Here is a 25,894-nt window from a genome sequence, read left to right as displayed (position 1 = left end):
CCTTTCAGGCTGCCTTGCCGATCAGGTCGGCCGGGAACGCGCCCGCGGCGAGTGCGGTACCCATGAAACCGCCCGCCAGCTCCGTGAGCCGGGCCACGCCCGCCTCGCCCAGGTGCGCGTACGGCTCCCGGTCGAGCCGGTCGGTCTGCGCCTCCAGGTCGCGGCGCAGTGCCACCCCGAGCTCGGTCAACTCGCCCTGCGCGTCGAGCACCTTGCGCTCCCGGAGCCGGTCGGCGGCCGCGTCGAAGTCCTCGCGGGTCCAGCCGCGCGTGGCGAGCAGCCACTTCGGGGCCATGCCCTTGCCGGTCGCGACATGGCTCACCAGCGCCTCGACCGGGTCGAGGTCGGCGGCGAGCAGCGCGGCCAGGTGCCCGTCGCCGCGGTGTTCGCGCAGCAGCGTGGCGGCGTGCCAGTACGCGAGGTGCGGCTCCTCGGGCACGGGCAGGTCGGCGTGGGCGGCGTAGAGCGGCCGGGCGTGGCGGGTGCAGGCCTCCGTGGCCTGCAGCGCGAGAGCGGCGGCCTCGGCCATCTCGGGGGAGGCCAGGATCTCGTCACCCAGGAGCCTGCGCAGCGTCGAGTCGACGGCACGCGCGCGTGCCGCGAGGACCGTCTCCGGGGAGGCCGTCTCCCACACCGCGGGCACGTGTTCGGCGACGAGCTCGTGCTTGAAGTTGTAGAACGTCGCCGTCACGGTCCCGGCGCCGACGGCCCCCATCGCCGCCGCGCGGGCCGCGAAGTACGCCGCGCTGCGGTGGGTGATCCCGACGGCGCCCAGCTCCTTGCCCAGGTCGGGCGAGAAGTAGTGCATCGAGTGGAACGGATTGAGCATGTTGTGGCAGCGGCGGGCGGCGCGCGGGTCTGGGGCAGGGGAGGTCGTCATGCGAGTACGTTACCGACTGGTTGGTACGGACGGAACGTGCGGGACGCGGACCATTCGCCGAACCGTTCGCCGAGCCGCCGGCCGGACCGCTCCCACCGCTCCCGGCCCGCGATGGCAGGAAAGGTGGGGTACTCGTCATTGCGGCCATCGTGCCGTGCCCGAAGACTGGCCGTATGGCCGCCCGCACCGTGCTCATCCTGTTGTTCGACGATGTCCAGAGCCTGGACGTGACCGGCCCGGCCGAGGTCTTCGCCGGCGCCGCCCTCTGCCAAGGGCCGCGCCCCGCGGACACGTACCGCATCCGCACCGCCTCCCTCGACGGCGGTCCCGTCCGCACGTCCAGCGGGCTCACGCTCGTCCCGGACCACGCACTGGCCGACGCGCCCGCCCCGCACACGCTCCTCGTCCCCGGCGGCCGCGGCACGCGCCGCCCGGATCCGCGCCTGACCGCCTGGCTGCGGGAGCACGGCCCGCGCGCAGAGCGTCTCGTCTCCGTGTGTACGGGCGCCATCCTGCTCGCCGGGGCGGGCCTGCTCGACGGCCGCCGGGTGACCACACACTGGGCGTACTGCGACCGCCTCGCCCGCGACCACCCCGCCGTCGAGGTCGACCCCGATCCCATCTACGTACGCGACGGGAACGTGGCGACCTCGGCCGGCGTCACCGCGGGCATCGACCTCGCCCTGGCGCTCGTCGAGGAGGACCACGGCCGCAACACCGCGCTGACGGTCGCCCGTCACCTCGTCGTGTTCCTGCGGCGCCCGGGAAACCAGGCCCAGTTCAGCGCCCAGCTCTCCGCCCAGACCGCGCGGCGTGAGCCGCTGCGCGAGATCCAGCACTGGATCACCGAGCACCCCGACGACGACCTGTCCGTCGAGTCGCTCGCCTCCCGCGCCCGTCTCTCGCCGCGCCACTTCGCCCGCGCCTTCCAGGCGGAGACCGGAATGACCCCCGGCCGGTACGTCGATCTGGTCCGTCTCGAACAGGCGCGCCGCCTCCTGGAGGACACCTCCGACGGTGTCGAGGAGATCTCCCGCACCTGCGGCTACGGCACCCCCGAAGCGATGCGCCGCGCCTTCGCCAGAACGCTCGGCGCGTCCCCTGCCGAGTACCGCCGCCGCTTTTGCGTGCCTGGACCCCGTACGCCGGGCCGGCGCCCGTCCGAACCCCGCACACCCCGACCGAAAGGCACTCGATGAAGATCGCCATCGTCCTCTTCGACCGCTTCACCGCGCTCGACGCCGTCGGCCCCTACGAGACGCTCGGCAGGCTCCCCGACGCGGACCTCACCTTCGTGGCCGAGCGGACCGGGCCCGTGCGGTCGGACACCGGACGGCTCGCCCTCACCGCCGACAAGGCGCTGTCAGAGCTGACCGACCCGGACATCGTCGTCGTTCCCGGCGGCCCGGGCCAGTCCACGCAGATGGAGAACGAGGTCCTGCTCGACTGGCTGCGCGCCGCCGACGCCACCAGCACCTGGACGACCTCCGTGTGCACCGGTTCGCTGCTCCTCGCCGCGGCCGGCCTGCTCGAAGGCCGGCGTTCGGCGTCGCACTGGCTGGCGCTCGGCACCCTGAAGGAGTTCGGCGCCGAGCCGACGGGCGAGCGGGTCGTCGTCGACGGCAAGTACGTCACCGCCGCCGGGGTCTCCTCCGGCATCGACATGGGCCTGACCCTCGTCGGCAGGATCGCGGGCGACGAGCAAGCGCAGGCGGTACAGCTGCTCACCGAGTACGACCCGCAGCCGCCCTACGACGCGGGTTCGCCCGAGAAGGCCCCCGCGCACCTCGTCGAGAAGTTCCGCGCGGAGAGCCGCTTTTTCCTGACGTAGCCCAAGAATCCTGCTTCACCCTGACGTGGTCCACGTGAAGTGCGGCTTCCTGCGCTCCAGGAACGCGGCGACGCCCTCCGCGGTGTCGCCGCTTCCGCGCGCCTGCTCGGCCCAGTGCGCCGCCCGGTCCACGCGCCCGTCGGCGAACTCCTTCGCCGCGGCCTGCGTCAGCTGCGAACGCTCACCGAGAATCCGCGCGAACTCAGCGACGCGCTTGTCCAGTTCGTCCCCGGCGAGCACCTCGTCCACGAGCCCGGTCCGCAGAGCACGCTCCGTACCGATCAACTCGCCCGAAAACAACAGGTACTTGGCCGTCGCGGGTCCTACCAGGGAGGCGAGGCGGCGCGTCGAGCCCGCCGGGTAGACGATCCCCAGCTTCGACGGAGTGACCCCGAACAGCGCATCCTCGGCCGCGAACCGCAGGTCACAGGCCGCCGCCAGCTGGCAGCCCCCGCCCACGCAGTACCCGCGCACCGCGGCCAGCGTCGGCTTGGCGAAGGCCGCGAGCGCCTCCTCGGCCGCGACCGCGAGCTCCTGCGCCCGCGACCCCGAGCCGCCGAGCGCGGAGATGTCGGCGCCCGCGCAGAACGTCCCGCCCGCCCCGGTCAGCATCAGCACCCGCACCGCCGGATCGGCCTCGAGCCGGGCGAGCAGCGGCGGGAGCGAGCGCCACATGCCGTCCGTCATGGCGTTCCGTTTGGCGGCGTGGTCGATGACGACGGTGGCGATGCCGTCGGTGACCGAGTGCGTGAGCTGCGGCGGTGTGTGCGACATGCGCCGGATGCTATCCGCAGCGCTCGAACGTACGACCAGGAAGGGGTGGCCCGCGAGGAGGCGCTCGGCGGCCGACGCGTCGCCGGGCTCATGACGGCCGACGGCGACTCCAAACACGTACAACCTGAATAGCCATGGAAGAGAGAACTAGAGCGGCAGGATCAGTCGCACATCTGACGCTGTCATACGCCAATGGTCAAATTGCGTCGATACTCGCTGACTTCTGGTCAGTCATTCGGTACGGACCAGTGGATTCCCAACACTCGATGCGTGGTGACAATCGAGCGCAAGGGCGGCGACCGGACGATGAGCGACCAGGGGTGGGGGTCCCGCCCGCGTCCTCAAGACACTGGGGGAGTGACCCCCGACCAGGAACCGGGAAGTCCGCTGCCGTACGAGGGGGTCTGGCGCTTCACGGCGCAGGCCGTCGACGCGTCCGTGCCGCAGGCCCGGCACGCCGTCCGTGACCTGTTGGTCCGTCAGGGCGTACCCGCCTCCGACGACCTGGTCCAAGGGCTGCTGCTCATCGTCTCTGAGCTGGTCACCAACGCCGTGCGGCACGCGGTCCTGCTCTCGCCCGTCCTCGCGGTGGAGGTCGCCGTGGGCGCCGAGTGGGTGCGCGTCTCCGTGGAGGACGAGCACCCCTACCGCCCGACCGCCCTGGAGGCCACCGACGGGCAGACGGGCGGGCGCGGACTCCTCCTCGTACGGGAGGTCACCCGTGAGGCGGGCGGGGTGTGCGACGTCGAGCACACGGCGAGCGGGGGCAAGGTGATCTGGGCCGCCCTGCCCCTCAAACCCGCTGACGCCTGAGCGGCGGACTCACCAGCCGGCGGACGGCCCCGTCAGCTCCCGGATCGCCGGCCGCGCGGCGTCCAGCACGGTCATGAACCAGGCCGAGAACGGCCCCTGGGCGTGCCGCAGGGCCAGGTCCTCCGCCGTCACATACGCGGTCTCGCCCACCTCGGAGGCGTCCGGCCGCAGCGGCGCCTGGACCATCCCCACGAACAGGTGGTTGAACTCCTGCTCCACCAGGCCCGAGTCCGGGTCCGGGTGGTTGTACCGCACCGTCCCCGCCTCCGCGAGCAGCGAGGGCGAGACCCCCAGCTCCTCGAACGTCCTGCGGGCGGCCGCGGCGAACGGCGCCTCGCCCGGATACGGGTGCCCGCAGCACGTGTTCGACCACACGCCGGGGGAGTGGTACTTCCCGAGCGCGCGCTGCTGGAGCAGCAGCCGACCCTGTTCGTCGAAGAGGAACACGGAGAACGCTCTGTGCAGCTGTCCGGGCGCCTGATGCGCGGAGAGCTTCTCCGCCGTGCCGATCGTCCTGCCGTCCTCGTCCACGAGTTCCAGCAAGATCGCTTCTCCGGTGCCGTTCGACGAGCTGTTCGCCGCGGTGGCAGGTGTGGTCGGCATACCCATCCTTCGCTTCGGTCCTCGAACCCCAAGTCTGCCGTACCGGACAGACAGTCCCGGCACTTGGCAGCGCCCGCATGTCCCGCCCGGAGGTCCGGGCGGGACATGCACAGGGTCAGACGCCGAAAGCGGCCGGGTAGGTGATCGTGCCCTGCGGCACCTGCCAGGAACCGTCCGCCGCGCCCAGGACGAGCGCCATCATCGCCTCGTCGGGCACCTCGAAGCCGGGCCGGATGCCGTACCCGGAGGCGGGAGCGAAGCCGAACCTCGGGTAGTACTCCGGGTGCCCGAGCACGAGGACGAGCCGCTCCCCACGCGCGCGTGCCGCGTCGAGCACCGCGCGGACGACGGCCGAACCGGCGCCCGTGCGCTGGTATCGCGGAAGTACCGAGACGGGTGCCAGGGCCGCCGCGGGCGTGCCGCCGACCAGGCACCGGGTGATCAGCGCGTGCGCCGCCACGGTGCCGTCCGGCGCCTCGGCGACGTACGACAGACCCGGCAGCCACGCACCGTCGTCCGCCCGCAGGGCGCCGACCAGGTCGGCCTCCGCCTCGGTCGGGAAGGCGGCGGCGTTCACGGCGTGCACGGCCGCGACGTCGGCGGCCGACTCCGGCCGCGTCGGCCAGGACGCCGCGGGGCGCAGCGCATAGCCGGTGTAGCCGTACTCCTCGCCGTGGTCGCGCCGCATCGCCAGCTCGGCGCGCGCGCCCGCGACGGCCTCGGCCATGCCGGGTGCCCCCGCGTCCGCTGCGTCGGCGCGCTCGGTGAGCGGGCCGTAGTACTCGTCCCAGTCGGACTCGGGCTGCGGGTGGACGCCGAGCACGGAGTACCCGGCGCCGGTGCAGGCCCGGAGGTTCCCCTCGGTCGTCCGCAGCGCGTAGTGCGGCTCCCAGAAGGCGCGTGCCTCGGGGGAGGGATCGGCGGTGGTCCACTCGCACTCGGTGAGCACGAGCGAGCCGCCAGGAGCGAGCAGCCGCTTCCACCGCAGGAGCGCGGTGTCGAAGCCGATGGAGTACGCCGAGCTCTCGGCCCAGATCAGGTCGAACGAAGCATCCTGACAGGGGAGTTCGCCCATGTCGGCGTTGACCGGGTGGATCCGGTCGGCGAGGCCGCGCGCCTTCGCGGCGGCGCGCAGCTCGTCGAGGAACGGCTCGTGGAGGTCGACCGCGGTGACGTCGCCGCCGGTCTCGGCGGCCAGGAGCAGCGCGGAGCGGCCGGGGCCGCAGCCGAGGTCGAGCACGCGCGGGCGCTCGGGCAGCGGCCCCACGAGGGAGAGGAGCCGCAGGGTGGTGGAGTCGGAGCCGGGGCCCTGCCGGGGAAGTCCGTGGTGCAGGGCGAAGAAGGCGTCACGTACGACGTTGTCTGTCAACGGTTTGAACCCTTGGGTGTGAGGGCCCGCCGACGCACACCCCGACAACCGAAAAGGGGAGGGGGAGGGTCAGCCGGTGGCCCGGGAGATGGGGATGCACCTGTCGCTGCGCGGGGCAGCACTCACCGCGACGACAGTCATCAACCCACCTCCTCAAAGATCCATGGCCAACGTAGCACGCAGCGTGCGCGCCTGGCCCGCCATCGAAGACACTGGCCCGCCATCGAAGAAGCAGCGGCTTCAGTGGCAGAGCTTCGCCTCGTGCTCCGCGTGTCCGACCGGCTCCAGCTGGAACGTGCAGTGCTCGACGTCGAAGTGGACGCCGAGGCAGCCCTGGAGTTCGTGCAGCATCTTCTCGTGCCCGATGGCGTTGAGGGCCTCCGAGCTCACGACGACGTGCGCGGACAGGACGGGCATGCCCGAGGTGATCGTCCATGCGTGCAGGTCGTGGACGTCCAGAACGCCGGGGAGGCCCGCGATGTGCGCGCGCACCTCCGCCATGTCGACGCCCTTCGGAGCCGCTTCGAGCAGCACGTTCAGCGTCTCATGCAGCAGCTTCACGGTCCGCGGGACGATCATGAGGCCGATGGCGATCGACGCGATCGGGTCGGCGGCCTGCCAGCCGGTGGTCAGGATGATCGTCGCCGAGACGATCACGGCGACCGAGCCCAGCGCGTCGGCGGCCACCTCGAGGAAGGCGCCGCGCACGTTGAGGCTGTCCTTCTGGCCGCGCACCAGGATCGACAGCGAGATCATGTTCGCGACGAAACCGATCACGCCGAAGATGATCGTCAGCCCGCCTTCGGTCTCGGCGGGCTCCATGAACCGCTGGATCGCCTCGACCAGCACATAGCCGCCGACGCCGAGCAGCAGCAGGCAGTTGGCGAGCGCGGCCAGGATCTCGGCGCGCGCGAATCCGAAGGTGCGCTGTTCGCTCGCGGGGCGGTTGGCGAAGTGGATGGCGAGCAGCGCCATGCCGAGGCCGAGCGCGTCGGTCGCCATATGTGCCGCGTCCGCGACCAGGGCGAGCGAGTCCGCGAGGACCCCGCCGACGATCTCGACCACCATCACGGTCAGCGTGATGCCGAGCGCGATGCGCAGCCGGCCCAGATGCGCGGCCGAGGCTGTGCCCGTGGGCGCGTGACTGTGCCCGTGATCGTGTCCGGCCCCCATGGAAACCGCCCTCCGTCCGTTCCTCGGCGCACCCCCGTGAGCGGCGCGCCCGCCCCCGCGATCACAGTGAACTACGGGTAGGGGGTATCTGCAAACACTGCACTGAACACCGTTGTCATGTGCCCTGACCTGCGGAAATGGGTGCAGGTCAGGGCGTCGGGAAGGTCAGTTGCCGGAGGTCTCCGGGTGCCGCAGCCGCCAGCCCGCCCACGCCGACTCGACCATCTCGCGCACCCCGCGGCTCGTCGCCCAGCCGAGCTCCTCCGCCGCGCGCTCCGCGACTGCCACCGCACGCGGGGAGTCGCCCGCGCGGCGCGGCTCGACCACGGCCGCCCGCGGGTCGCCGCTGACCTCGGAGATCAGGTCGACCAGTTCGCGTACGGAGACGCCCTCGCCGGACCCGATGTTCAATGTCAGGTCGCCCGTCGCGCCCGGCTCCGTGAGCCGGCGCGCGGCCGCGAGATGGGCCTCGGCGAGATCGGCGACGTGCAGATAGTCACGTACACACGTGCCGTCCGGCGTCGGGTAGTCGTCGCCGAAGATCCGGGGGGCCTCGCCGCGGCTCAGCCGGTCGAAGACCATCGGGATCACGTTGAAGACGCCGGTGTCCGCGAGCTCGGGGGCTGCGGCGCCCGCCACGTTGAAGTAGCGCAGGCACGCGGTCGCCATGCCGTGCGCGCGGCCGGCCGCCCGCACCAGCCACTCGCCCGCCAGCTTCGTCTCGCCGTAGGGGCTCATCGGCGCGCAGGGGGTGGACTCGGTGATGAGGTCCGCATCCGGATTGCCGTACACGGCCGCGGACGAGGAGAAGACGAAGCGCCGCACGCCGGCCGCGGCGACCGTGTCCAGGAGTACCGCCAGGCCGCCCACGTTGTCGCGGTAGTAGAGCTCGGGCCGCTCCACGGACTCCCCGACCCGCTTGCGGGCCGCGAGATGCACCACACCGGTCACGGAGTGCTCGGCGCACACCCGCTTCACCAGCTCGGGGTCCAGGGCCGAGCCCCTGACCAGCTCGATGTCCGACGGCAGCCGCTCGGCCACCCCGGTCGAGATGTCGTCGACGACGACCACGTCCTCACCGGCGGCAGCCATCACCCGCGCCACATGTGCCCCGATATAACCCGCTCCACCTGTGATCAGCCATGTCATGGTCGACCACCCTAGGCCGTGCCCGTATGTGCCCTCGCGCGAGCGGCAGTTTGTGGGGCGGGGCCTTGATCGACAATGATGACGGGGCGGTCGCGCACACTCAGACCGCTCTTATCGGGCCGTAAACGGGCGGTGAACGTCCGCTTCTCATCATCCGATAGCCTCTGCCGACGTGCCGCCCGGCCGATCTCGGCCCGGGGCGCCCCCACCACGCCTGTGCCCGCTGCGCCGGCGTGCAGGCAATCCAAGGAGTGAGTTCGTCTGTCGACCGCCATCGTCACCGGTCAGCCGGTACCCGGGTCGTCGCTCGAGGGTGAGCTGCGGGCACTCGGCTTCGACGTGCGGCTCGCCCCGGACGCCGCACAGGCAGGGGCGGCGCTCGCCGCGGTCCCGGCAGGACAGCGGGTCGCGCTCGTCGACGCGGGCTTCGTGGGCCACACCCACGCGCTGCGCCTCGGCCTCACCGACCCCCGCTTCGCCGCCTCGGCCGTCCCCGGAGCCGTCTCCGTACAGCCCGCGGCCCGCGAGGCGCTGACCGGCGCCCTGCGTGACACCGCCGAAGGGCCTTCCCCGACGGACTTCGGTACGCGGGCCGGCACCCTGGCCGGTGTGCTCGCCGACCGCGTCGCCGAGCGCCTGGCGGCGGCGTACGGCACCGAGGTGCACCACCCCGAGCTCGGTGAGCTCGTCGCCGCCGTGCCCGCCGACCCGCAGGCCCGCAACGAGGCCCGCCAGGCGGTCGCCGCCGTCGACGACGAGGCGATCCGGCTGCGTACGGCGGTCAAGGCGCGCGACGGCTTCTTCACGACCTACTGCATCAGCCCGTACTCCCGCTACATCGCCCGCTGGTGCGCCCGGCGCGGTCTCACCCCGAACCAGGTGACGACCGCCTCGCTGTTCACCGCGCTGATCGCGGCGGGCTGCGCGGCCACCGGCACCCGCATCGGTTTTGTCGCCGCGGGACTGCTGCTCCTCTTCTCCTTCGTCCTGGACTGCACGGACGGGCAGCTCGCCCGCTACTCACTGCAGTACTCGACGCTCGGCGCCTGGCTCGACGCGACTTTCGACCGCGCCAAGGAGTACGCCTACTACGCGGGCCTCGCGCTCGGCGCGGCCCGTGGCGGTGACGACGTGTGGGCGCTCGCGCTCGGCGCGATGGTCCTGCAGACCTGCCGACATGTCGTGGACTTCTCCTTCAACGAGGCGAACCACGACGCGACGGCCAACACCAGTCCCACCGCGGCCCTCTCGGACAAGCTCGACAGCGTCGGGTGGACGGTCTGGGTGCGCCGGATGATAGTGCTGCCGATCGGCGAACGCTGGGCCCTGATCGCGCTGCTCACCGCGCTGACGACGCCACGCATCACGTTCATCGTCCTGCTGATCGGCTGCGCCCTCGCGGCGACGTACACCACGGCCGGCCGCGTCCTGCGCTCGCTGACCCGCCGGGCCACCCGCACGGACCGGGCCGCGCAGGCCCTCGCGGAGCTCTCCGACAGCGGGCCGCTGAGTGAACTGCTCCAGCGCGCGGTGCGCGGTGTGCCTCGTCACACGGCCCCGGCGATCGCCGCGCTCGGAGCCCTGGTCCTCGTACTCGCCACCGCGCTGTCGGACTACGGCAGCTGGTGGCCCGTCCTCGGCGCCGCCGTCTACGCGCTGACCTCCGCCGCGGCCGTCTCGCGCCCTCTGAAGGGCCCCCTCGACTGGCTGGTCCCGCCCGTCTTCCGCGCCGCCGAATACGGCACGATCCTGCTGATCGCAGCGAAAGCGGACGTGAACGGAGCGTTGCCGGCGGCTTTCGGACTGGTGGCCGCGGTCGCCTACCATCACTACGACACGGTGTACCGCATCCGCGGTGGCACCGGCGCGCCCCCGCTCTGGCTTGTCCGGGCGATCGGCGGGCACGAGGGCAGAACGCTGGTGGTCACTGTGATCGCCGCACTGCTCACCGACACAGATTTCACTGTCGCGCTCACGGTTTGCGCCGTGGCCGTGGCACTGGTGGTGCTCGTCGAGAGCATCCGCTACTGGGTGACCGCCCACAGGCGCGGCACACCCGCCGTACACGATGAAGGAGAACCCGCATGATCGGCCTCGTGCTGGCTGCCGGCGCCGGACGGCGTCTGCGTCCCTACACCGACACCCTGCCCAAGGCCCTGGTGCCGGTCGGCCCCGAGGGTGACGAGGAGAGCCTCACGGTTCTGGACCTGACCCTCGGCAACTTCGCCGAGATCGGTCTGACCGAGGTCGCGATCATCGTCGGGTACCGCAAGGAGGCCGTCTACGAGCGTCGCGAGGCGCTCGAGCAGAAGTACGGCGTCAAGATCACCCTGATCGACAACGACAAGGCCGAGGAGTGGAACAACGCCTACTCCCTGTGGTGCGGCCGTGACGCGATCAAGCACTCGGTGATCCTCGCCAACGGCGACACCGTGCACCCGGTCTCCGTCGAGAAGACGCTGCTCGCCGCCCGCGGTGACGGCAAGAAGATCATCCTCGCCCTCGACACGGTGAAGTCCCTCGCCGACGAGGAGATGAAGGTCGTCGTCGGCCCCGAGGGCGGCATGACGAAGATCACCAAGCTGATGGACCCGGCCGAGGCGACCGGTGAGTACATCGGCGTCACGCTCATCGAGGGCGAGGCGGCCGACGAGCTCGCCGACGCGCTCAAGACCGTCTTCGAGACGGACCCGCAGCAGTTCTACGAGCACGGCTACCAGGAGCTCGTGAACCGCGGTTTCCGGATCGACGTGGCCCCCATCGGCGACGTCAAGTGGGTCGAGATCGACAACCACGACGACCTCGCCAAGGGACGTGTTATCGCGTGCCAGTACTGACGAGGCTCATCCCCTCGCCGGTCGTCGTCGACATCCGGGCGGGGGCGATCGACGACCTGGCGACCGTTCTCGCCGACCAGCGGATCTCGTCGTCCACCGGACGCCTGGCCATCGCGATCAGCGGTGGCTCGGGCGCCGTCCTGCGCAAGCGCCTCGAGCCGCAGCTGCCCCGTGCGGAGTGGTTCGAGGTCGGCGGCGGCACGCTCGACGACGCGATCAAGCTCGCCGAGGCCATCAAGAAGGGCCGCTACGACGCGGTCGTGGGCCTCGGCGGCGGCAAGATCATCGACTGCGCCAAGTTCGCCGCGGCGCGCGTCGGCCTGCCGCTGGTCGCCGTCGCGACGAACCTGTCGCACGACGGCCTGTGCTCGCCGGTCGCGACCCTCGACAACGACGCGGGCCGCGGCTCGTACGGCGTGCCGAACCCGATCGCCGTCGTCATCGACCTCGACATCATCCGTGAGGCCCCGGTCCGCTTCGTGCGCTCCGGCATCGGTGACGCCCTGTCCAACATCTCCGCGATCGCGGACTGGGAGCTGGCCGCCCGCGAGCGTGGCGAGGACATCGACGGCCTGGCCGCCGCCATGGCCCGCCAGGCCGGCGAGGCCGTGCTGCGCCACCCCGGCGGCGTGGGGGACGACTCGTTCCTCCAGGTCCTGGCCGAGGGGCTGGTCCTCACCGGTATCGCGATGTCGGTGTCGGGCGACTCCCGTCCGGCGTCCGGCGCCTGCCACGAGATCAACCACGCCTTCGACCTCCTCTTCCCCAAGCGCGCCGCGAGCCACGGCGAGCAGTGCGGCCTGGGCGCGGCCTTCGCGATGTTCCTGCGGGGAGCGCGCGAGGAGTCGCTGTACATGGTCGAGGTCCTGCGCAGGCACGGCCTGCCCGTGACCCCCGAGGAGATCGGCTTCACCGTGGACGAGTTCGTCCAGGTCGTGGAGTTCGCGCCGCAGACCCGTCCGGGCCGGTACACGATCCTCGAGCACCTCAATCTGTCCACCGACCAGATCAGGGACGCCTACGCCGACTATGCAAAAGCCATCGGTAGCTGAGCTCCGCCCGGTCGTTCACCCCGCAGGGGTGAAGGACCGGCGGAGCGGCGAGCACTGGGGCGGGCGGCTCTACATGCGCGAGATCTCGCTGCGCATCGACCGCCACCTCGTGAACACCAAGGTCAGCCCCAACCAGCTGACCTACCTGATGACCGTGTGCGGCGTCCTCGCGGCGCCCGCGCTGCTGGTCCCGGGTATCTGGGGCGCCGTTCTCGGCGTCGTCGCGGTCCAGCTGTACCTGCTGCTCGACTGTGTCGACGGCGAGATCGCCCGCTGGCGCAAGCAGTACTCGCTCGCCGGCGTCTGGATGGACCGCGTCGGCGCGTACCTGACCGACGCCGCGGTCCTCGTCGGCTTCGGTCTGCGCGCCGCCGACCTGTGGGGTTCCGGCCGGATCGACTGGCTGTGGGCCTTCCTCGGCACGCTCGCCGCGCTCGGCGCCATCCTGATCAAGGCCGAGACGGACCTGGTCGGCGTGGCCCGCGCGCAGAGCGGCAAGGAGCAGGTCAAGGAGTCCGCCTCCGAGATCCAGGCCTCCGGCATGGCGCTCGCCCGCAAGGCGGCGTCGGCGCTCAAGTTCCACCGCCTCATCCTCGGCATCGAGGCGTCGCTGCTGATCCTGGTCCTCGCGATCGTCGACCAGATCCGGGGCGACCTGTTCTTCACGCGCCTGGGCGTGGCGGTTCTGGCCGGCATCGCGCTGCTCCAGACCCTGCTGCACCTGGTGTCCATCCTGGCGTCGAGCAGGCTGAAGTGAGTACGCGCATGAAGGTCGGCGCGGTGATCATCACCATGGGCAACCGCCCCGAGGAGCTGCGCGCCCTCCTCGACTCCGTCGCCAAGCAGGACGGCGACCGGGTCGAGGTGGTCGTGGTCGGCAACGGCTCCCCGGTCCCGGACGTCCCCGCCGGTGTCCGCACCGTCGAACTGCCCGAGAACCTCGGTATCCCGGGTGGCCGCAACGTCGGCATCGAGGCCTTCGGGCCCTCGGGCTCCGACGTGGACGTGCTGCTCTTCCTCGACGACGACGGCCTCCTGCCGAACACCGACACCGCTCAGCTGTGCCGCGAGGCCTTCGAGGCCGATCCGAAGCTGGGCATCATCAGCTTCCGGATCGCCGACCCGGAGACTGGCGTCACCCAGCGTCGCCACGTCCCGCGCCTGCGCGCCGCCGACCCGATGCGCTCCTCGCGCGTCACCACGTTCCTCGGCGGCGCCAACGCGGTGCGCACCGGCGTCCTCGCCGAGGTCGGCGGCCTGCCCGACGAGTTCTTCTACGCCCACGAGGAGACCGACCTCGCCTGGCGTGCCCTCGACGCGGGCTGGATGATCGACTACCGCGCGGACATGGTGCTGCACCACCCGACCACGGCTCCCTCCCGGCACGCGGTCTACCACCGCATGGTCGCCAGGAACCGGGTCTGGCTCGCCCGCCGCAATCTGCCCGCGCTCATCGTCCCCGTCTACCTCGGCGTCTGGCTGCTCCTCACGCTTGCCCGCCGCCCCTCCGGACCTGCGCTCAAGGCCTGGTTCGGCGGGTTCAAGGAAGGCTGGACGAGCCCGTGCGGCCCCAGGCGTCCCATGAAGTGGCGTACGGTGTGGCGCCTGACCCGACTGGGCCGACCTCCCATCATCTGACAAGCTCGTGTCTGAGAGCATTCGGCCCGTACCCCGGTCCCTGGCCCGTGCCTATGCCCGACCAGGCTGCGCACTTTGAAGACGAAAGTTTCCACTAGTGAGTGAGACAACGCATGACGGCGGTGTCGCGGTGACAGCGCGTCCGTCGCCCGATGAAGGGCTCTCCCCGGCCGACCTGGCCGCCAAGTACGGTCTGACCGTCAGTGGCGCCAGGCCCGGCCTGTTCGAGTACGTCAGCCAGCTGTGGGGGCGGCGTCACTTCATCCTCGCCTTCTCGCAGGCGAAGCTCACCGCCCAGTACAGCCAGGCCAAGCTCGGCCAGCTCTGGCAGGTGGCGACGCCACTGCTGAACGCGGCTGTGTACTACCTCATCTTCGGCCTCATCCTGCACGCCAGCCGGGGCATGTCGATGGACGTGTACATCCCGTTCCTGGTCACGGGCGTCTTCGTCTTCACCTTCACGCAGAGCTCGGTGATGGCGGGCGTGAGGGCGATCTCGGGCAATCTGGGCCTGGTGCGCGCCCTGCACTTCCCACGGGCCTCGCTGCCGATCTCGTTCGCGCTCCAGCAGCTCCAGCAGCTGCTGTTCTCGATGATCGTCCTGTTCATCGTCGCGATCGGCTTCGGCAGCTACCCGGGTCTGTCCTGGCTGCTGATCGTCCCGGTGCTCGCACTCCAGTTCCTCTTCAACACCGGACTCGCGCTGATCATGGCGAGGATGGGCTCGAAGACCCCGGACCTGGCGCAGCTGATGCCGTTCGTGATGCGTACGTGGATGTACGCGTCCGGCGTGATGTTCTCCATCCCGATCATGCTGGCCGACAAGCCCGCGTGGGTCGCCGACGTCCTGCAGTGGAACCCGGCCGCGATCTACATGGACCTGATGCGCTTCGCGCTCATCGACGGATACGGCTCCGGGAACCTGCCGCCGCACGTGTGGGCGGTCGCGGCCGGCTGGTCGGTGCTGGTCGCCGCCGGCGGCTTCGTCTACTTCTGGAAGGCAGAGGAGCGGTACGGCCGTGGCTGACGAAGACATCCTGGGCAAGAACGCAGGCAAGGGGCACATCCCGACCGTCATCGCGGACGGGCTGCACATCGTGTACCGCGTCAACGGCGCCAAGACGGGCAAGGGCAGCGCCACCGCGGCGCTGAGCCGCATCGTCAAGCGGGGCTCCGACGACGCCGCGCGCGGCGTGCGCAAGGTGCACGCCGTCAAGGGCGTCACCTTCACCGCGTACCGCGGCGAGGCGATCGGCCTGATCGGCTCGAACGGGTCCGGTAAGTCGACCCTGCTGCGCGCGATCGCCGGGCTCCTGCCGGCGGAGAAGGGCAAGGTCTTCACCGACGGCCAGCCCTCGCTCCTCGGTGTGAACGCGGCGCTCATGAACGACCTGACGGGCGAGCGGAACGTCATACTCGGCGGGCTCGCGATGGGTATGTCCCGCGAGCAGATCCGGGAGCGTTATCAGGGGATCGTCGACTTCTCGGGCATCAACGAGAAGGGCGACTTCATCACGCTCCCGATGCGCACCTACTCCTCCGGTATGGCGGCGCGGCTGCGCTTCTCCATCGCGGCGGCCAAGGACCACGACGTCCTCATGATCGACGAGGCCCTGGCCACGGGTGACCGCAAGTTCCAGAAGCGCTCCGAGGCCCGGATCCGCGAGCTGCGCAAGGAGGCCGGCACGGTCTTCCTCGTCAGCCACAACAACAAGTCGATCCGCGACACCTGCGACCGCGTGCTCTGGCTGGAGCGCGGCGAGCTGCGTATGGACGGACCGACAGATGAGGTACTCAAGGAGTACGAGAAGTTCACGGGCAAGTAGCCGAGGCGGCCCCCGGGCAACCCGCTGCACCCGTTTCGCGTCTCAAGGCCCCGCCGGGATCTCTTCGGCGGGGCCTTGATATGCATGTAGGTGGCAACTGATTCCCGCGGAGGTCAAGTGAAGGCCAACTTCCTTGCGCGCAGGGAATCTTGAAGCCGATCGGTGTGTTGTTGTGATCTGCAGGAAACCCCGTCGGGGCAGGGCCGGTTGTACAACGTAAGCTGTACCGGTGCCGATTCGCGGCAAAGGGGCGATAATGCGCGACATCCTGACTCAGGGGTCGGGTCTGCCGCGCGCAAGGCTGGGCGGCGTGTCCGAAATGGGATGTTTTGGGTCGGCAGTGTAGAACGGGAGATGTGACGGCAATGGCTATGGAAACTCTCCAGCTCCACGATGCTTTCGCCGTCCTAGCACCGGGCCGTGCGTGGTGACGGGATCATCGGCAGCGCCCGCCGGGTCCCCGGCCGAGGCGACACTCGACAAGGCCGCCGACGAGAATTTTCCGGTGGCCCCCTTTTTCCTGCCCCGGGACTGGCGCGACGACCTCATGGCGGTCTACGGCTTTGCCCGCCTCGTCGACGACATCGGTGACGGCGACCTCGCCCCCGGCGGCGCCGACGCCCGCCTCCTGGGCGTGTCACCCGAACGGGCTGATGGGGACCGGCTTGCTTTGCTCGACGCCTTCGAGGCAGACCTTCACCGGGTGTTCGAATCCACCCCCCGTCACCCCCTCCTGCGCGCCCTGCAGCCCACCGTGCACCGTCGCGGCCTCACCCCCGAGCCCTTCCTCGGCCTCATCGAGGCCAACCGCCAGGACCAGCTGGTCACGCGCTACGAGACGTACGAGGACCTGCTGGCCTACTGCGAGCTCTCGGCCAACCCGGTCGGCCGTCTCGTCCTCGCGATCACCGGCACAGCGACCCCCGAGCGCATCCGCCTCTCGGACGCCGTGTGCACCGGCCTGCAGATCGTCGAACACCTTCAGGACGTCGGCGAGGACCTGAGGCAGGGCCGCATCTACCTGCCCGCCGAGGACATGAAACAGTTCCATGTCCAGGAGTCCGATCTCGCCGCACCCACGGCGGGCGCATCGGTGCGCGCCCTGGTCGCGTTCGAGGCCGAACGCGCCCTCGGTCTCCTGAATGAAGGCACCCCCCTCGTGGGTAGCGTCCACGGCAGGCTGAAGCTGCTGCTTGCCGGGTTCGTGGCAGGGGGGAAGGCGGCGGTCACCGCGATCGCCGCCGTTTCGTACGACGTACTTCCTGGACCGCCCAAGCCCACCAAGCTCCGGTTGCTGCGTGAGGTGGGAGCGACTCTGCGAGGAGAGGGGTGAGCCGGACCGTGGAGTCAGACCAGCACGTGTCGGCAGCGGTACTCGCCGCATACAGCTACTGCGAGACCGTGACCGGACAGCAGGCACGTAACTTCGCCTATGGCATCAGGCTGCTGCCGACGGCCAAGCGGCGCGCCATGTCGGCGGTGTACGCGTTCTCGCGTCGCGTCGACGACATCGGCGACGGAGCGCTGCCGCCGGACGTCAAGGCCGACCGGCTCGACGAGACCCGGGCACTGCTCGCCCGGGTGCGCGACGGCGATGTGGCGGAGGACGACACCGATCCGGTGGGCGTCGCCCTCGCGCATGCCGCGCACCGGTTCCCGATCCCGCTCGGCGGCCTCGACGAACTCATCGACGGCGTCCTGATGGACTTGCGCGGCGAGACGTACGAGACCTGGGACGACCTCAAGGTCTACTGCCGCTGCGTCGCCGGGGCCATCGGCCGGGTCTCGCTCGGCATCTTCGGCACCGAGCCGGGCGCGCGCGGCGCCGAGCGCGCCTCCGAGTACGCGGACACGCTCGGGCTCGCGCTCCAGCTCACCAACATCCTGCGCGATGTGCGGGAGGACGCGGCGGACGGCCGCACCTACCTGCCTGCCGACGACCTCGCCAAGTTCGGCTGCTCGGCCGGCTTCGGGGCCCCGACACCGCCGGTGGGCTCGGACTTCGCGGGCCTCGTGCACTTCGAGGTGCGCCGCGCCCGCGCCCTGTTCGCCGAGGGATACCGGCTCCTTCCGCTGCTCGACCGGCGCAGCGGCGCCTGCGTCGCCGCCATGGCCGGCATCTACCGGCGCCTCCTGGACCGCATCGAGCGCGAGCCCGAGGCCGTCCTGCGCGGCCGCGTCTCGCTCCCCGGGCGCGAGAAGGCCTACGTCGCCGTGCGCGGCCTGTCCGGTCTCGACGCCCGCAGCGTCTCCCGGCAGCACCTCAGGAGGCGCGTCTGATGAGCACGTCCGACAGAGCGGTCCGCACCGACGGGAAACGGCGGGCAACCCTCCGCGCCGACGCGGCGTCCATGACTTCAGCGGCCTGCCGTGCGTCTTTCAACCATCGCGCGCACACTGACGGAACGGCCGGAGGGGAGGGCGCATGAGCACCGGGAACATGCGGCCCGACGGGCCGGGCGCGGACACCGCCAAAGACACCGGACGGCAGACCGCGGTCGTGGTCGGCGGTGGTCTCGCCGGGACCACGGCCGCACTCGCGCTCGCCGACGCGGGCCTCGACGTCACCCTGCTCGAAGGGCGCCCGAGGCTTGGCGGTCTCGCGTTCTCCTTCAAGCGCGGCGACCTCACCATCGACAACGGCCAGCACGTGTACCTGCGCTGCTGCACCGCCTACCGCTGGTTCCTCGACCGCATCGACGGCGCGGCCCTGTCGCCCCTGCAGGAACGTCTCGACGTACCCGTCCTCGACGCCGACAGGAACCGGCTCGGCAGACTGCGCCGCACCGCACTGCCCGTACCGCTGCATCTCGCCGCGAGCCTCGTCACGTATCCGCATCTCTCGCTTGTCGAGCGCGCCAACGTGGGGCGTGCCGCGCTGGCCCTCAAGGGGCTCGACCTGGGCGATCCGGCCCTGGACGAACGGGACTTCGGCAGCTGGCTGGCCGAACACGGCCAGTCGCGGCGCGCCATCGAGGCCCTCTGGGACCTGGTGGGCGTCGCCACCCTGAACGCCGTCGCCGGCGAGTCCTCGCTCGGGCTCGCCGCCATGGTGTTCAAGACCGGGCTGCTGTCCGAACCGGGCGCGGCCGACATCGGCTGGGCACGCGTCCCCCTCGGTGAACTCCACGACACTCTCGCCCGCAAGGCGCTCGACTCCGCGGGCGTACGCACCGAACTCCGTACACGCGTCACCTCCATCTCCCGTACGGAGAACGGACGTTGGAGCGTGGAGGTTCCCGGGGAGCGGATCGCGGCGGACACCGTCGTCCTCGCCGTGCCCCAGCGCGAGACGTACGACCTGCTGCCCGACGGCGCGCTCGACGACGCCGAACGGCTGCTCGCCATCGGGACCGCGCCGATCCTCAACCTGCACGTCGTCTACGACCGCAAGGTCCTCAAGCGGCCCTTCTTCACCGCGCTCGGCTCGCCGTTGCAGTGGGTCTTCGACCGCACGGAAGCGTCCGGGCTCACCGAGGGGCAGTACCTCGCGGTGTCCCAGTCGGCCGCGCAGGACGAGATCGACGAGCCCGTCGCCGTGCTCCGAGAGCGCTATCTGCCCGAGTTCGAGCGGCTGTTGCCCGCCGCGCGGGGCGCGAAGGTACTCGACTTCTTCGTCACCCGGGAGCGCACTGCGACCTTCGCGCCGGCCCCCGGCGTCGGCGCGCTGCGGCCCACGGCCCACACCAACGCACCCGGCCTGTACCTGGCCGGCGCGTGGACCGCCACCGGGTGGCCCGCGACCATGGAAAGCGCGGTACGCAGCGGTGTCAGCGCCGCCGATGCCGCTCTCGCCGCACTCGACCGCCCACGCGGTCATCTGTTCCGGGAGGCGGCATGAAGCTCGATCTCCAGGGGGCGGACCATCCGGCCCCCGGCGACGCAACAAAAGGAGACCCTGTGCCCGCTGTGCCCCCGGCCGAACCGGCTGCCGACGCGGTGGACGTGACCGCGCTGCTAGAGCGCGGCCGGACCCTGGCCACCCCGGTGCTGCGGGCCGCCGTGGACCGCCTCGCACCCCCGATGGACACCGTCGCCGCCTATCACTTCGGCTGGATCGACGCCCAGGGCAACCCGGCCGACGGCGACGGCGGCAAGGCCGTACGCCCCGCGCTCGCCGTGCTGTCCGCCCAGGTCCCCGGCGCGGCACCCGAGGTGGGCGTGCCCGGCGCGGTCGCCGTCGAGCTGGTGCACAACTTCTCGCTCCTGCACGACGACCTGATGGACGGCGACGAACAGCGCCGCCACCGGGACACCGTCTGGAAGGTGCACGGCCCGGCGCAGGCCATCCTCGTCGGCGACGCGCTCTTCGCCCTCGCCAACGAGGTGCTCCTCGAACTCGGCACTGCCGAGGCCGGCCGCGCCACGCGCCGTCTGACCGCCGCCTCGCGCGCCCTGATCGACGGGCAGGCGCAGGACATCAGCTACGAGCACCGCGAGCGGGTCACCGTCGAGGAGTGCCTGGAGATGGAGGGCAACAAGACCGGCGCCCTGCTGGCCTGCGCCTCCTCCATCGGGGCCGTGCTCGGCGGCGCCGACGACCGGACCGCGGACCAGCTGGAGAAGTACGGGTACCACCTCGGCCTCGCCTTCCAGGCCGTCGACGACCTGCTCGGCATCTGGGGCGACCCGGAGGCCACCGGCAAGCAGACCTGGAGCGATCTGCGCCAGCGCAAGAAGTCACTGCCCGTCGTCGCCGCGCTCGCCGCGGGCGGCCCCGCGTCCGAGCGGCTCGGTGAACTCCTCGCCGCCGACGCGAAGAGCAACGACTTCGACACCTTCTCCGAGGAGGAGTTCGCGGCCCGCGCCGCCCTCATCGAGGAGGCCGGCGGCCGCGACTGGACCGCCGAGGAGGCGCGCCGGCAGTACGCCGTCGCCATCGAGGCCCTGGACTCCGTCCAGATGCAGGACCACGTGCGGGCGCAGTTCGTCGCGCTCGCGGACTTCGTCGTCGTACGAAAGAGATGATCACTATCGGCCGCATATGACTCGCAGTCGCCGGCCGGTGTCCATCCAGGGCATCGGCCGACGGCGGACCCAGCAGAGATCGAGCACTGCACGAAGGGGAAGCCATGACAGCGACGACCGACGGAAGCAGCGGAGCGGCAGCTCCCGGCGCGACCTCGGCCACCACTGCCCAATTGACCGACACGAGCCCCGGGGCGGCCGGGACGCACGACGCCGCCACCCGCGCCGTCCAGCGCGCCACGGACTTCCTGCTCGCCCGGCAGGACGCCCAGGGCTGGTGGAAGGGCGACCTCGACACGAACGTCACGATGGATGCCGAGGACCTGCTGCTGCGCCAGTTCCTCGGGATCGGGGACGAGGCGACCACCCGCGCCGCCGGGCTCTTCATCCGCGGTGAACAGAGCGACGACGGCACCTGGGCCACGTTCTACGGCGGACCCGGCGAACTCTCCGCCACCATCGAGGCGTACGTAGCCCTGCGCCTGGCCGGGGACGCCCCCGACGCGCCGCACATGGCGAAGGCCTCCGCCTGGATCCGGGAGCGGGGCGGCATCGCCGCGAGCCGCGTCTTCACCCGCATCTGGCTGGCCCTGTTCGGCTGGTGGAAGTGGGACGACCTGCCCGAACTGCCCCCGGAACTCATCTACTTCCCGAAGTGGATGCCGCTCAACATCTACGACTTCGGCTGCTGGGCCCGCCAGACCATCGTGCCGCTCACGGTCGTCTCCGCGAAGCGCCCCGTACGGCCCGCGCCCTTCCCGCTCGACGAGCTGCACACCGACGCGCGGAACCCCAACCCGGCCAAGCCCCTTGCTCCGTTGGCAAGTTGGGACGGCGCCTTCGAGCGACTCGACAAGGCGATGCACCTGTATCGCAAGGTCGCGCCGCGCAGGCTGCGCAAGGCGGCCATGAACTCGGCCGCCCGCTGGATCATCGAGCGCCAGGAGAACGACGGCTGCTGGGGCGGCATCCAGCCCCCGGCGGTGTACTCCGTCATCGCCCTCCACCTGCTCGGCTACGACCTCGAACACCCCGTGATGAAGGCGGGGTTGGAGTCACTCGACCGGTTCGCCGTGTGGCGAGAGGACGGGGCCCGGATGATCGAGGCCTGCCAGTCTCCCGTGTGGGACACCTGCCTGGCCGTGATCGCCCTCGCCGACGCCGGCCTGCCCGCCGACCACCCCCGGCTGGTCAAGGCCGCCGACTGGATGCTCCGGGAGCAGATCGACCGGCCCGGCGACTGGTCCGTCCGCAGGCCTCAACTCGCCTCCGGTGGCTGGGCGTTCGAGTTCCACAACGACAACTACCCCGACATCGACGACACGGCCGAGGTCGTCCTCGCGCTGCGCCGCGTCCGGCATCCGGACACCGTGCGCATGGAGAAGGCCATCGAGCGCGGCGTGCGCTGGAACCTCGGCATGCAGTCGAGGAACGGCGCCTGGGCGGCCTTCGACGTCGACAACACCAGCCCGTTCCCCAACCGGCTGCCGTTCTGCGACTTCGGCGAGGTCATCGACCCCCCGTCCGCGGACGTCACAGGGCACGTGGTGGAGATGCTCGCCGTCGAGGGAATGTCGCACGACCCGCGCACCCGGCGCGGCATCGAGTGGCTGCTCGCCGAACAGGAGCCGAACGGTGCCTGGTTCGGCCGCTGGGGCGTCAACTACGTATACGGGACAGGGTCGGTGCTGCCCGCCCTGACCGCCGCCGGACTGCCCCCCTCGCACCCCGCGGTCAGCCGCGCCGTCGCCTGGCTCGAATCCGTCCAGAACGACGACGGCGGCTGGGGCGAGGACCTGCGCTCCTACCGCTACGAGGACTGGAAGGGCCACGGCGTCTCGACCGCCTCGCAGACCGGCTGGGCGCTGATGGCGCTCCTGTCGGCGGGGGAGCGGGACTCCAAGGCCGTCGAGCGGGGAGCCGCCTGGCTGACCGAGACCCAGCTGGAGGACGGCACCTGGGACGAGCCGTACTTCACCGGCACCGGCTTCCCGTGGGACTTCTCGATCAACTACCACCTCTACCGCCATGTCTTCCCGCTCACGGCACTTGGCCGGTACGTCCATGGGGAGCCGTTCGCCGACCAGTCGTCCTTGCCGGGCAAGGTGAGCTGATGGCCCGATCCCCGGCGGCCCCGCGCCCGCCGGACGCCGCCCCGCTGCTGGTCGCCTGCGCGCTCGGCATCGAGCACCTCGCCCTGCGCACCGGCGCCCGCGCCGGAGCACCGGCCCCCGTGACCGTGCTGCGCACGGGCATGGGCCCCAAGGCGGCCGAGCGGTCCGTGGCCAAGGTCCTCGAGGACCCCGCCCTGCAGGACGCGGCGGTCGTCGCGACCGGTTTCTGCGCCGGCCTCGCCCCCGGGATGCACCCGGGTGACCTGGTCGTCGCCGAGGAGACCCGTGACCCGTACGGTTCCACGCCGTGCACCGGCACGGAACTCCTCGTCAAGGAGCTGGTCAGGGCGGTACCGGGACGGACCGTGCACACCGGTCCGCTCACCGGCTCCGACCATGTCGTGCGCGGGCACGAGCGCGGCGACCTGCTCGCCACGGGCGCGATCGCCGTGGACATGGAGTCCGCGGCCACGCTGCGCACGGCGGCCGCGCGGGGCCCGCGTCCGGTTGCGGCCGTACGGGTGGTCGTGGACGCTCCAGAACATGAGCTCGTCCGTATCGGCACGGTGCGCGGTGGAATATCGGCTTTCCGCGTTCTTCGTGCCGTGCTTCCCGCATTTTTCGAATGGCACCGTTCTTTGCTGCTCCCCCGGAGGTGAGCCAGATGGCCATGCCGCTTCGTCAGTCCATCAAGGTCGCGACGTACCTCGTTGAACAGAAGGTTCGCAAGCGCGACAAGTTCCCGCTCATTGTCGAACTGGAGCCGCTGTACGCCTGCAACCTCAAGTGCGAGGGCTGCGGAAAGATCCAGCATCCCGCCGGAGTGCTGAAGCAGCGGATGCCCGTGGCGCAGGCCGTGGGCGCCGTCCTGGAGTCCGGCGCGCCGATGGTGTCCATCGCCGGCGGTGAGCCGCTCATGCACCCGCATATCGACGAGATCGTCCGGCAGCTGGTGGCGAAGAAGAAGTACGTCTTCCTCTGCACGAACGCGCTGCTCATGCGCAAGAAGATGGACAAGTTCAAGCCCTCGCCGTACTTCGCCTTCACGGTGCACATCGACGGGATGCGTGAGCGTCACGACGAGTCCGTCGCCAAGGAAGGCGTCTTCGACGAGGCGGTGGAGGCGATCAAGGAGGCCAAGAAGCGGGGCTTCCGCGTCACCACGAACTCCACCTTCTTCAACACGGACACCCCGCAGAACATCATCGAGGTCCTGAACTACCTCAACGACGACCTCGAGGTCGACGAGATGATGCTCTCGCCCGCCTACGCCTATGAGAAGGCGCCCGACCAGGAGCACTTCCTGGGCGTGGAGCAGACCCGCGAGCTCTTCAAGAAGGCCTTCGCGGGCGGCAACAGGCGCCGCTGGCGCCTCAACCACTCGCCGCTGTTCCTCGACTTCCTCGAGGGCAAGGTCGACTTCCCGTGCACGGCGTGGGCGATCCCGAACTACTCGCTCTTCGGCTGGCAGAAGCCCTGCTACCTGATGGCGGACGGGTACGTCACCACGTACAAGGACCTCATCGAGAAGACCGACTGGGACGCCTACGGGCGCGGCAAGGACGAGCGCTGCAACAACTGCATGGCGCACTGCGGTTACGAGCCGACGGCCGTCCTCGCCACGATGGGCTCGCTCAAGGAGTCCATCCGCGCCGCCCGCGAGACCGTTTCCGGAAACCGCGGGTGACACCGCCATGACCTCCGGAGAGCCCGTTTCACTGGGGCTCCCTTCGCTGCCGGTCCGACCGATCGCCGACCGCAGAACGAGTCGGCAGATCCACGTCGGACCGGTGGCAGTGGGGGGCGGAGCGCCGGTGTCCGTGCAGTCGATGACGACGACACGGACCTCGGACATCGGGGCCACGCTGCAGCAGATCGCCGAACTGACGGCGTCCGGCTGCCAGATCGTGCGGGTGGCGTGCCCCACGCAGGACGACGCGGACGCGCTCGCGACGATCGCGAGGAAGTCGCAGATCCCTGTCATCGCGGACATCCACTTCCAGCCGAAGTACGTCTTCGCGGCCATCGAGGCGGGCTGCGCGGCGGTCCGGGTGAACCCGGGCAACATCAAGCAGTTCGACGACAAGGTCAAGGAGATCGCGCAGGCGGCCAAAGATCACGGCACCCCGATCCGTATCGGGGTCAACGCCGGTTCCCTGGACGCCCGATTGCTGAAGAAGTACGGCAAGGCGACGCCCGAGGCGCTCGTCGAGTCGGCGCTGTGGGAGGCGTCGCTCTTCGAGGAGCACGGGTTCCGCGACATCAAGATCTCGGTCAAGCACAACGACCCGGTCGTGATGGTGAACGCCTACCGCCAGCTCGCCGCGGCCAGTGACTATCCGCTGCACCTCGGCGTGACCGAGGCGGGCCCGGCCTTCCAGGGCACCATCAAGTCGGCTGTCGCCTTCGGGGCGCTGCTGAGTGAGGGGATCGGCGACACGATCCGTGTCTCGCTGTCCGCGCCGCCGGTCGAGGAGATCAAGGTCGGCATCCAGATCCTGGAGTCGCTGGGGCTTCGGCAGCGGCGTCTGGAGATCGTGTCGTGCCCGTCGTGCGGGCGGGCGCAGGTCGACGTCTACAAGCTGGCCGACGAGGTCTCCGCCGGCCTCGACGGGATGGAGGTGCCCCTTCGGGTCGCCGTCATGGGGTGTGTGGTGAACGGTCCCGGCGAGGCGCGTGAGGCGGATCTCGGCGTCGCGTCGGGCAACGGCAAGGGCCAGATCTTCGTGAAGGGCGAGGTCATCAAGACCGTCCCCGAGTCGAAGATCGTCGAGACCCTCATCGAAGAGGCGATGAAGATCGCCGAGCAGATGACGGACGCCGGGGTGGCCTCGGGCGCTCCCGACGTCACCGTGAGCTGAGGACAA

Annotated in this window: 25 protein-coding genes; 19 read left to right on the top strand and 6 right to left on the bottom strand. The window is 70.7% G+C overall.

All coding sequences use genetic code 11. The features are described 5' to 3' along the window. Nucleotides 1–4: 4 nt before the first annotated feature. On the bottom strand, nucleotides 5–880 hold the full coding sequence (locus ACWFR4_RS04975; RefSeq protein ID WP_453468570.1) for an SCO6745 family protein: 876 nt from the start codon (nucleotides 878–880) through the stop codon (nucleotides 5–7). Between the two features lie 173 nt (nucleotides 881–1,053). Here ACWFR4_RS04975 and ACWFR4_RS04970 point away from each other — a divergent pair, with 173 nt between their 5' ends. Together ACWFR4_RS04970 and ACWFR4_RS04965 are read left to right on the top strand one after the other, a co-directional pair. After that, a complete protein-coding gene (locus ACWFR4_RS04970) occupies nucleotides 1,054–2,079 on the top strand; it encodes a GlxA family transcriptional regulator (RefSeq protein ID WP_453468571.1) in 1,026 nt (341 codons plus the stop codon). Further along, nucleotides 2,076–2,711 (top strand): DJ-1/PfpI family protein, encoded by a 636-nt coding sequence (locus ACWFR4_RS04965; RefSeq protein WP_453468572.1) that lies wholly within the window; start codon nucleotides 2,076–2,078, stop codon nucleotides 2,709–2,711. The genes ACWFR4_RS04970 and ACWFR4_RS04965 overlap by 4 nt, the downstream gene beginning before the upstream one ends. 15 nt (nucleotides 2,712–2,726) lie before the next feature. Here the strand turns inward: ACWFR4_RS04965 and ACWFR4_RS04960 are convergent, their stop codons facing one another. Then, the gene (locus ACWFR4_RS04960) at nucleotides 2,727–3,485 is read right to left on the bottom strand and encodes an enoyl-CoA hydratase/isomerase family protein (RefSeq protein ID WP_453468573.1); all 759 of its coding nucleotides are present in this window, start codon (nucleotides 3,483–3,485) and stop codon (nucleotides 2,727–2,729) included. A 306-nt stretch (nucleotides 3,486–3,791) separates the two neighbouring features. Between ACWFR4_RS04960 and ACWFR4_RS04955 the strand changes: the two genes are divergently transcribed. Beyond that, complete coding sequence (locus ACWFR4_RS04955; RefSeq protein ID WP_453468575.1) at nucleotides 3,792–4,298, top strand: ATP-binding protein; 507 nt, start codon at nucleotides 3,792–3,794, stop codon at nucleotides 4,296–4,298. Nucleotides 4,299–4,307: 9 nt separating this feature from the next. Here ACWFR4_RS04955 and idi read toward each other — a convergent pair whose 3' ends face one another. The 4 genes from idi to galE form a co-directional block, all read right to left on the bottom strand. Beyond that, nucleotides 4,308–4,901, bottom strand: coding sequence for an isopentenyl-diphosphate Delta-isomerase (idi, locus tag ACWFR4_RS04950; protein WP_453468574.1), 594 nt, complete (start codon nucleotides 4,899–4,901; stop codon nucleotides 4,308–4,310). Between the two features lie 115 nt (nucleotides 4,902–5,016). Beyond that, nucleotides 5,017–6,270 carry a GNAT family N-acetyltransferase gene (locus ACWFR4_RS04945; RefSeq protein ID WP_453650868.1) on the bottom strand — a complete coding sequence of 418 codons (1,254 nt, stop codon included), beginning with the start codon at nucleotides 6,268–6,270 and terminating at the stop codon, nucleotides 5,017–5,019. A 240-nt stretch (nucleotides 6,271–6,510) separates the two neighbouring features. Beyond that, nucleotides 6,511–7,443 (bottom strand): cation diffusion facilitator family transporter, encoded by a 933-nt coding sequence (locus tag ACWFR4_RS04940; RefSeq protein WP_453650866.1) that lies wholly within the window; start codon nucleotides 7,441–7,443, stop codon nucleotides 6,511–6,513. A 165-nt stretch (nucleotides 7,444–7,608) separates the two neighbouring features. Continuing rightward, a complete protein-coding gene (gene galE / locus ACWFR4_RS04935) occupies nucleotides 7,609–8,592 on the bottom strand; it encodes a UDP-glucose 4-epimerase GalE (protein WP_453650864.1) in 984 nt (327 codons plus the stop codon). Between the two features lie 261 nt (nucleotides 8,593–8,853). Here galE and ACWFR4_RS04930 point away from each other — a divergent pair, with 261 nt between their 5' ends. From ACWFR4_RS04930 to ispG, 16 genes are all read left to right on the top strand, one after another. Further along, a complete protein-coding gene (locus tag ACWFR4_RS04930; protein ID WP_453651398.1) occupies nucleotides 8,854–10,680 on the top strand; it encodes a DUF5941 domain-containing protein in 1,827 nt (608 codons plus the stop codon). Next, nucleotides 10,677–11,429 (top strand): phosphocholine cytidylyltransferase family protein, encoded by a 753-nt coding sequence (locus ACWFR4_RS04925; protein ID WP_266557680.1) that lies wholly within the window; start codon nucleotides 10,677–10,679, stop codon nucleotides 11,427–11,429. The genes ACWFR4_RS04930 and ACWFR4_RS04925 overlap by 4 nt, the downstream gene beginning before the upstream one ends. Continuing rightward, nucleotides 11,417–12,481, top strand: a complete 1,065-nt coding sequence (locus ACWFR4_RS04920) for an iron-containing alcohol dehydrogenase family protein (protein WP_453465568.1) — start codon at nucleotides 11,417–11,419, stop codon at nucleotides 12,479–12,481. The genes ACWFR4_RS04925 and ACWFR4_RS04920 overlap by 13 nt, the downstream gene beginning before the upstream one ends. Beyond that, entirely contained in the window at nucleotides 12,459–13,238 is a 780-nt protein-coding gene (locus ACWFR4_RS04915) for a CDP-alcohol phosphatidyltransferase family protein (protein ID WP_382474916.1), read from the top strand. Before ACWFR4_RS04920 ends, ACWFR4_RS04915 begins: the two co-directional genes overlap by 23 nt. A gap of 8 nt (nucleotides 13,239–13,246) precedes the next feature. Beyond that, complete coding sequence (locus ACWFR4_RS04910; protein WP_453465587.1) at nucleotides 13,247–14,119, top strand: glycosyltransferase family 2 protein; 873 nt, start codon at nucleotides 13,247–13,249, stop codon at nucleotides 14,117–14,119. Between the two features lie 97 nt (nucleotides 14,120–14,216). Then, nucleotides 14,217–15,146 carry an ABC transporter permease gene (locus tag ACWFR4_RS04905; RefSeq protein WP_453465570.1) on the top strand — a complete coding sequence of 310 codons (930 nt, stop codon included), beginning with the start codon at nucleotides 14,217–14,219 and terminating at the stop codon, nucleotides 15,144–15,146. After that, nucleotides 15,139–15,945, top strand: a complete 807-nt coding sequence (locus ACWFR4_RS04900) for an ABC transporter ATP-binding protein (RefSeq protein WP_453465572.1) — start codon at nucleotides 15,139–15,141, stop codon at nucleotides 15,943–15,945. Before ACWFR4_RS04905 ends, ACWFR4_RS04900 begins: the two co-directional genes overlap by 8 nt. Before the next feature lie 427 nt (nucleotides 15,946–16,372). Beyond that, a complete protein-coding gene (gene hpnC / locus ACWFR4_RS04895) occupies nucleotides 16,373–17,278 on the top strand; it encodes a squalene synthase HpnC (RefSeq protein WP_453465589.1) in 906 nt (301 codons plus the stop codon). Then, nucleotides 17,275–18,225 carry a presqualene diphosphate synthase HpnD gene (hpnD, locus tag ACWFR4_RS04890; RefSeq protein ID WP_453465574.1) on the top strand — a complete coding sequence of 317 codons (951 nt, stop codon included), beginning with the start codon at nucleotides 17,275–17,277 and terminating at the stop codon, nucleotides 18,223–18,225. Before hpnC ends, hpnD begins: the two co-directional genes overlap by 4 nt. Then, entirely contained in the window at nucleotides 18,225–18,374 is a 150-nt protein-coding gene (locus ACWFR4_RS04885) for a DUF6380 family protein (protein ID WP_405476722.1), read from the top strand. The genes hpnD and ACWFR4_RS04885 overlap by 1 nt, the downstream gene beginning before the upstream one ends. 11 nt (nucleotides 18,375–18,385) lie before the next feature. Next, nucleotides 18,386–19,786 (top strand): hydroxysqualene dehydroxylase HpnE, encoded by a 1,401-nt coding sequence (gene hpnE / locus ACWFR4_RS04880; RefSeq protein WP_453651396.1) that lies wholly within the window; start codon nucleotides 18,386–18,388, stop codon nucleotides 19,784–19,786. Beyond that, on the top strand, nucleotides 19,783–20,913 hold the full coding sequence (locus tag ACWFR4_RS04875; protein ID WP_453465576.1) for a polyprenyl synthetase family protein: 1,131 nt from the start codon (nucleotides 19,783–19,785) through the stop codon (nucleotides 20,911–20,913). The genes hpnE and ACWFR4_RS04875 overlap by 4 nt, the downstream gene beginning before the upstream one ends. A 104-nt stretch (nucleotides 20,914–21,017) precedes the next feature. Then, nucleotides 21,018–23,027: a squalene--hopene cyclase gene (shc, locus tag ACWFR4_RS04870; RefSeq protein WP_453650862.1), complete on the top strand. Its 2,010-nt coding sequence runs from the start codon at nucleotides 21,018–21,020 to the stop codon at nucleotides 23,025–23,027. Beyond that, nucleotides 23,027–23,686, top strand: a complete 660-nt coding sequence (locus ACWFR4_RS04865; RefSeq protein WP_453650860.1) for a phosphorylase family protein — start codon at nucleotides 23,027–23,029, stop codon at nucleotides 23,684–23,686. Before shc ends, ACWFR4_RS04865 begins: the two co-directional genes overlap by 1 nt. Nucleotides 23,687–23,691: 5 nt before the next feature. Continuing rightward, complete coding sequence (gene hpnH, locus ACWFR4_RS04860) at nucleotides 23,692–24,714, top strand: adenosyl-hopene transferase HpnH (protein WP_453465582.1); 1,023 nt, start codon at nucleotides 23,692–23,694, stop codon at nucleotides 24,712–24,714. Between the two features lie 7 nt (nucleotides 24,715–24,721). Beyond that, entirely contained in the window at nucleotides 24,722–25,888 is a 1,167-nt protein-coding gene (ispG, locus tag ACWFR4_RS04855; RefSeq protein WP_453650858.1) for a flavodoxin-dependent (E)-4-hydroxy-3-methylbut-2-enyl-diphosphate synthase, read from the top strand. Nucleotides 25,889–25,894 lie beyond the last annotated feature (6 nt).

The sequence above is a fragment of the Streptomyces sp. NPDC055140 genome (genome assembly GCF_053607285.1).
The sequence above is the reverse complement of the archived record's forward strand: the minus strand, read 5'-3'. Positions and strand labels throughout refer to the sequence as shown.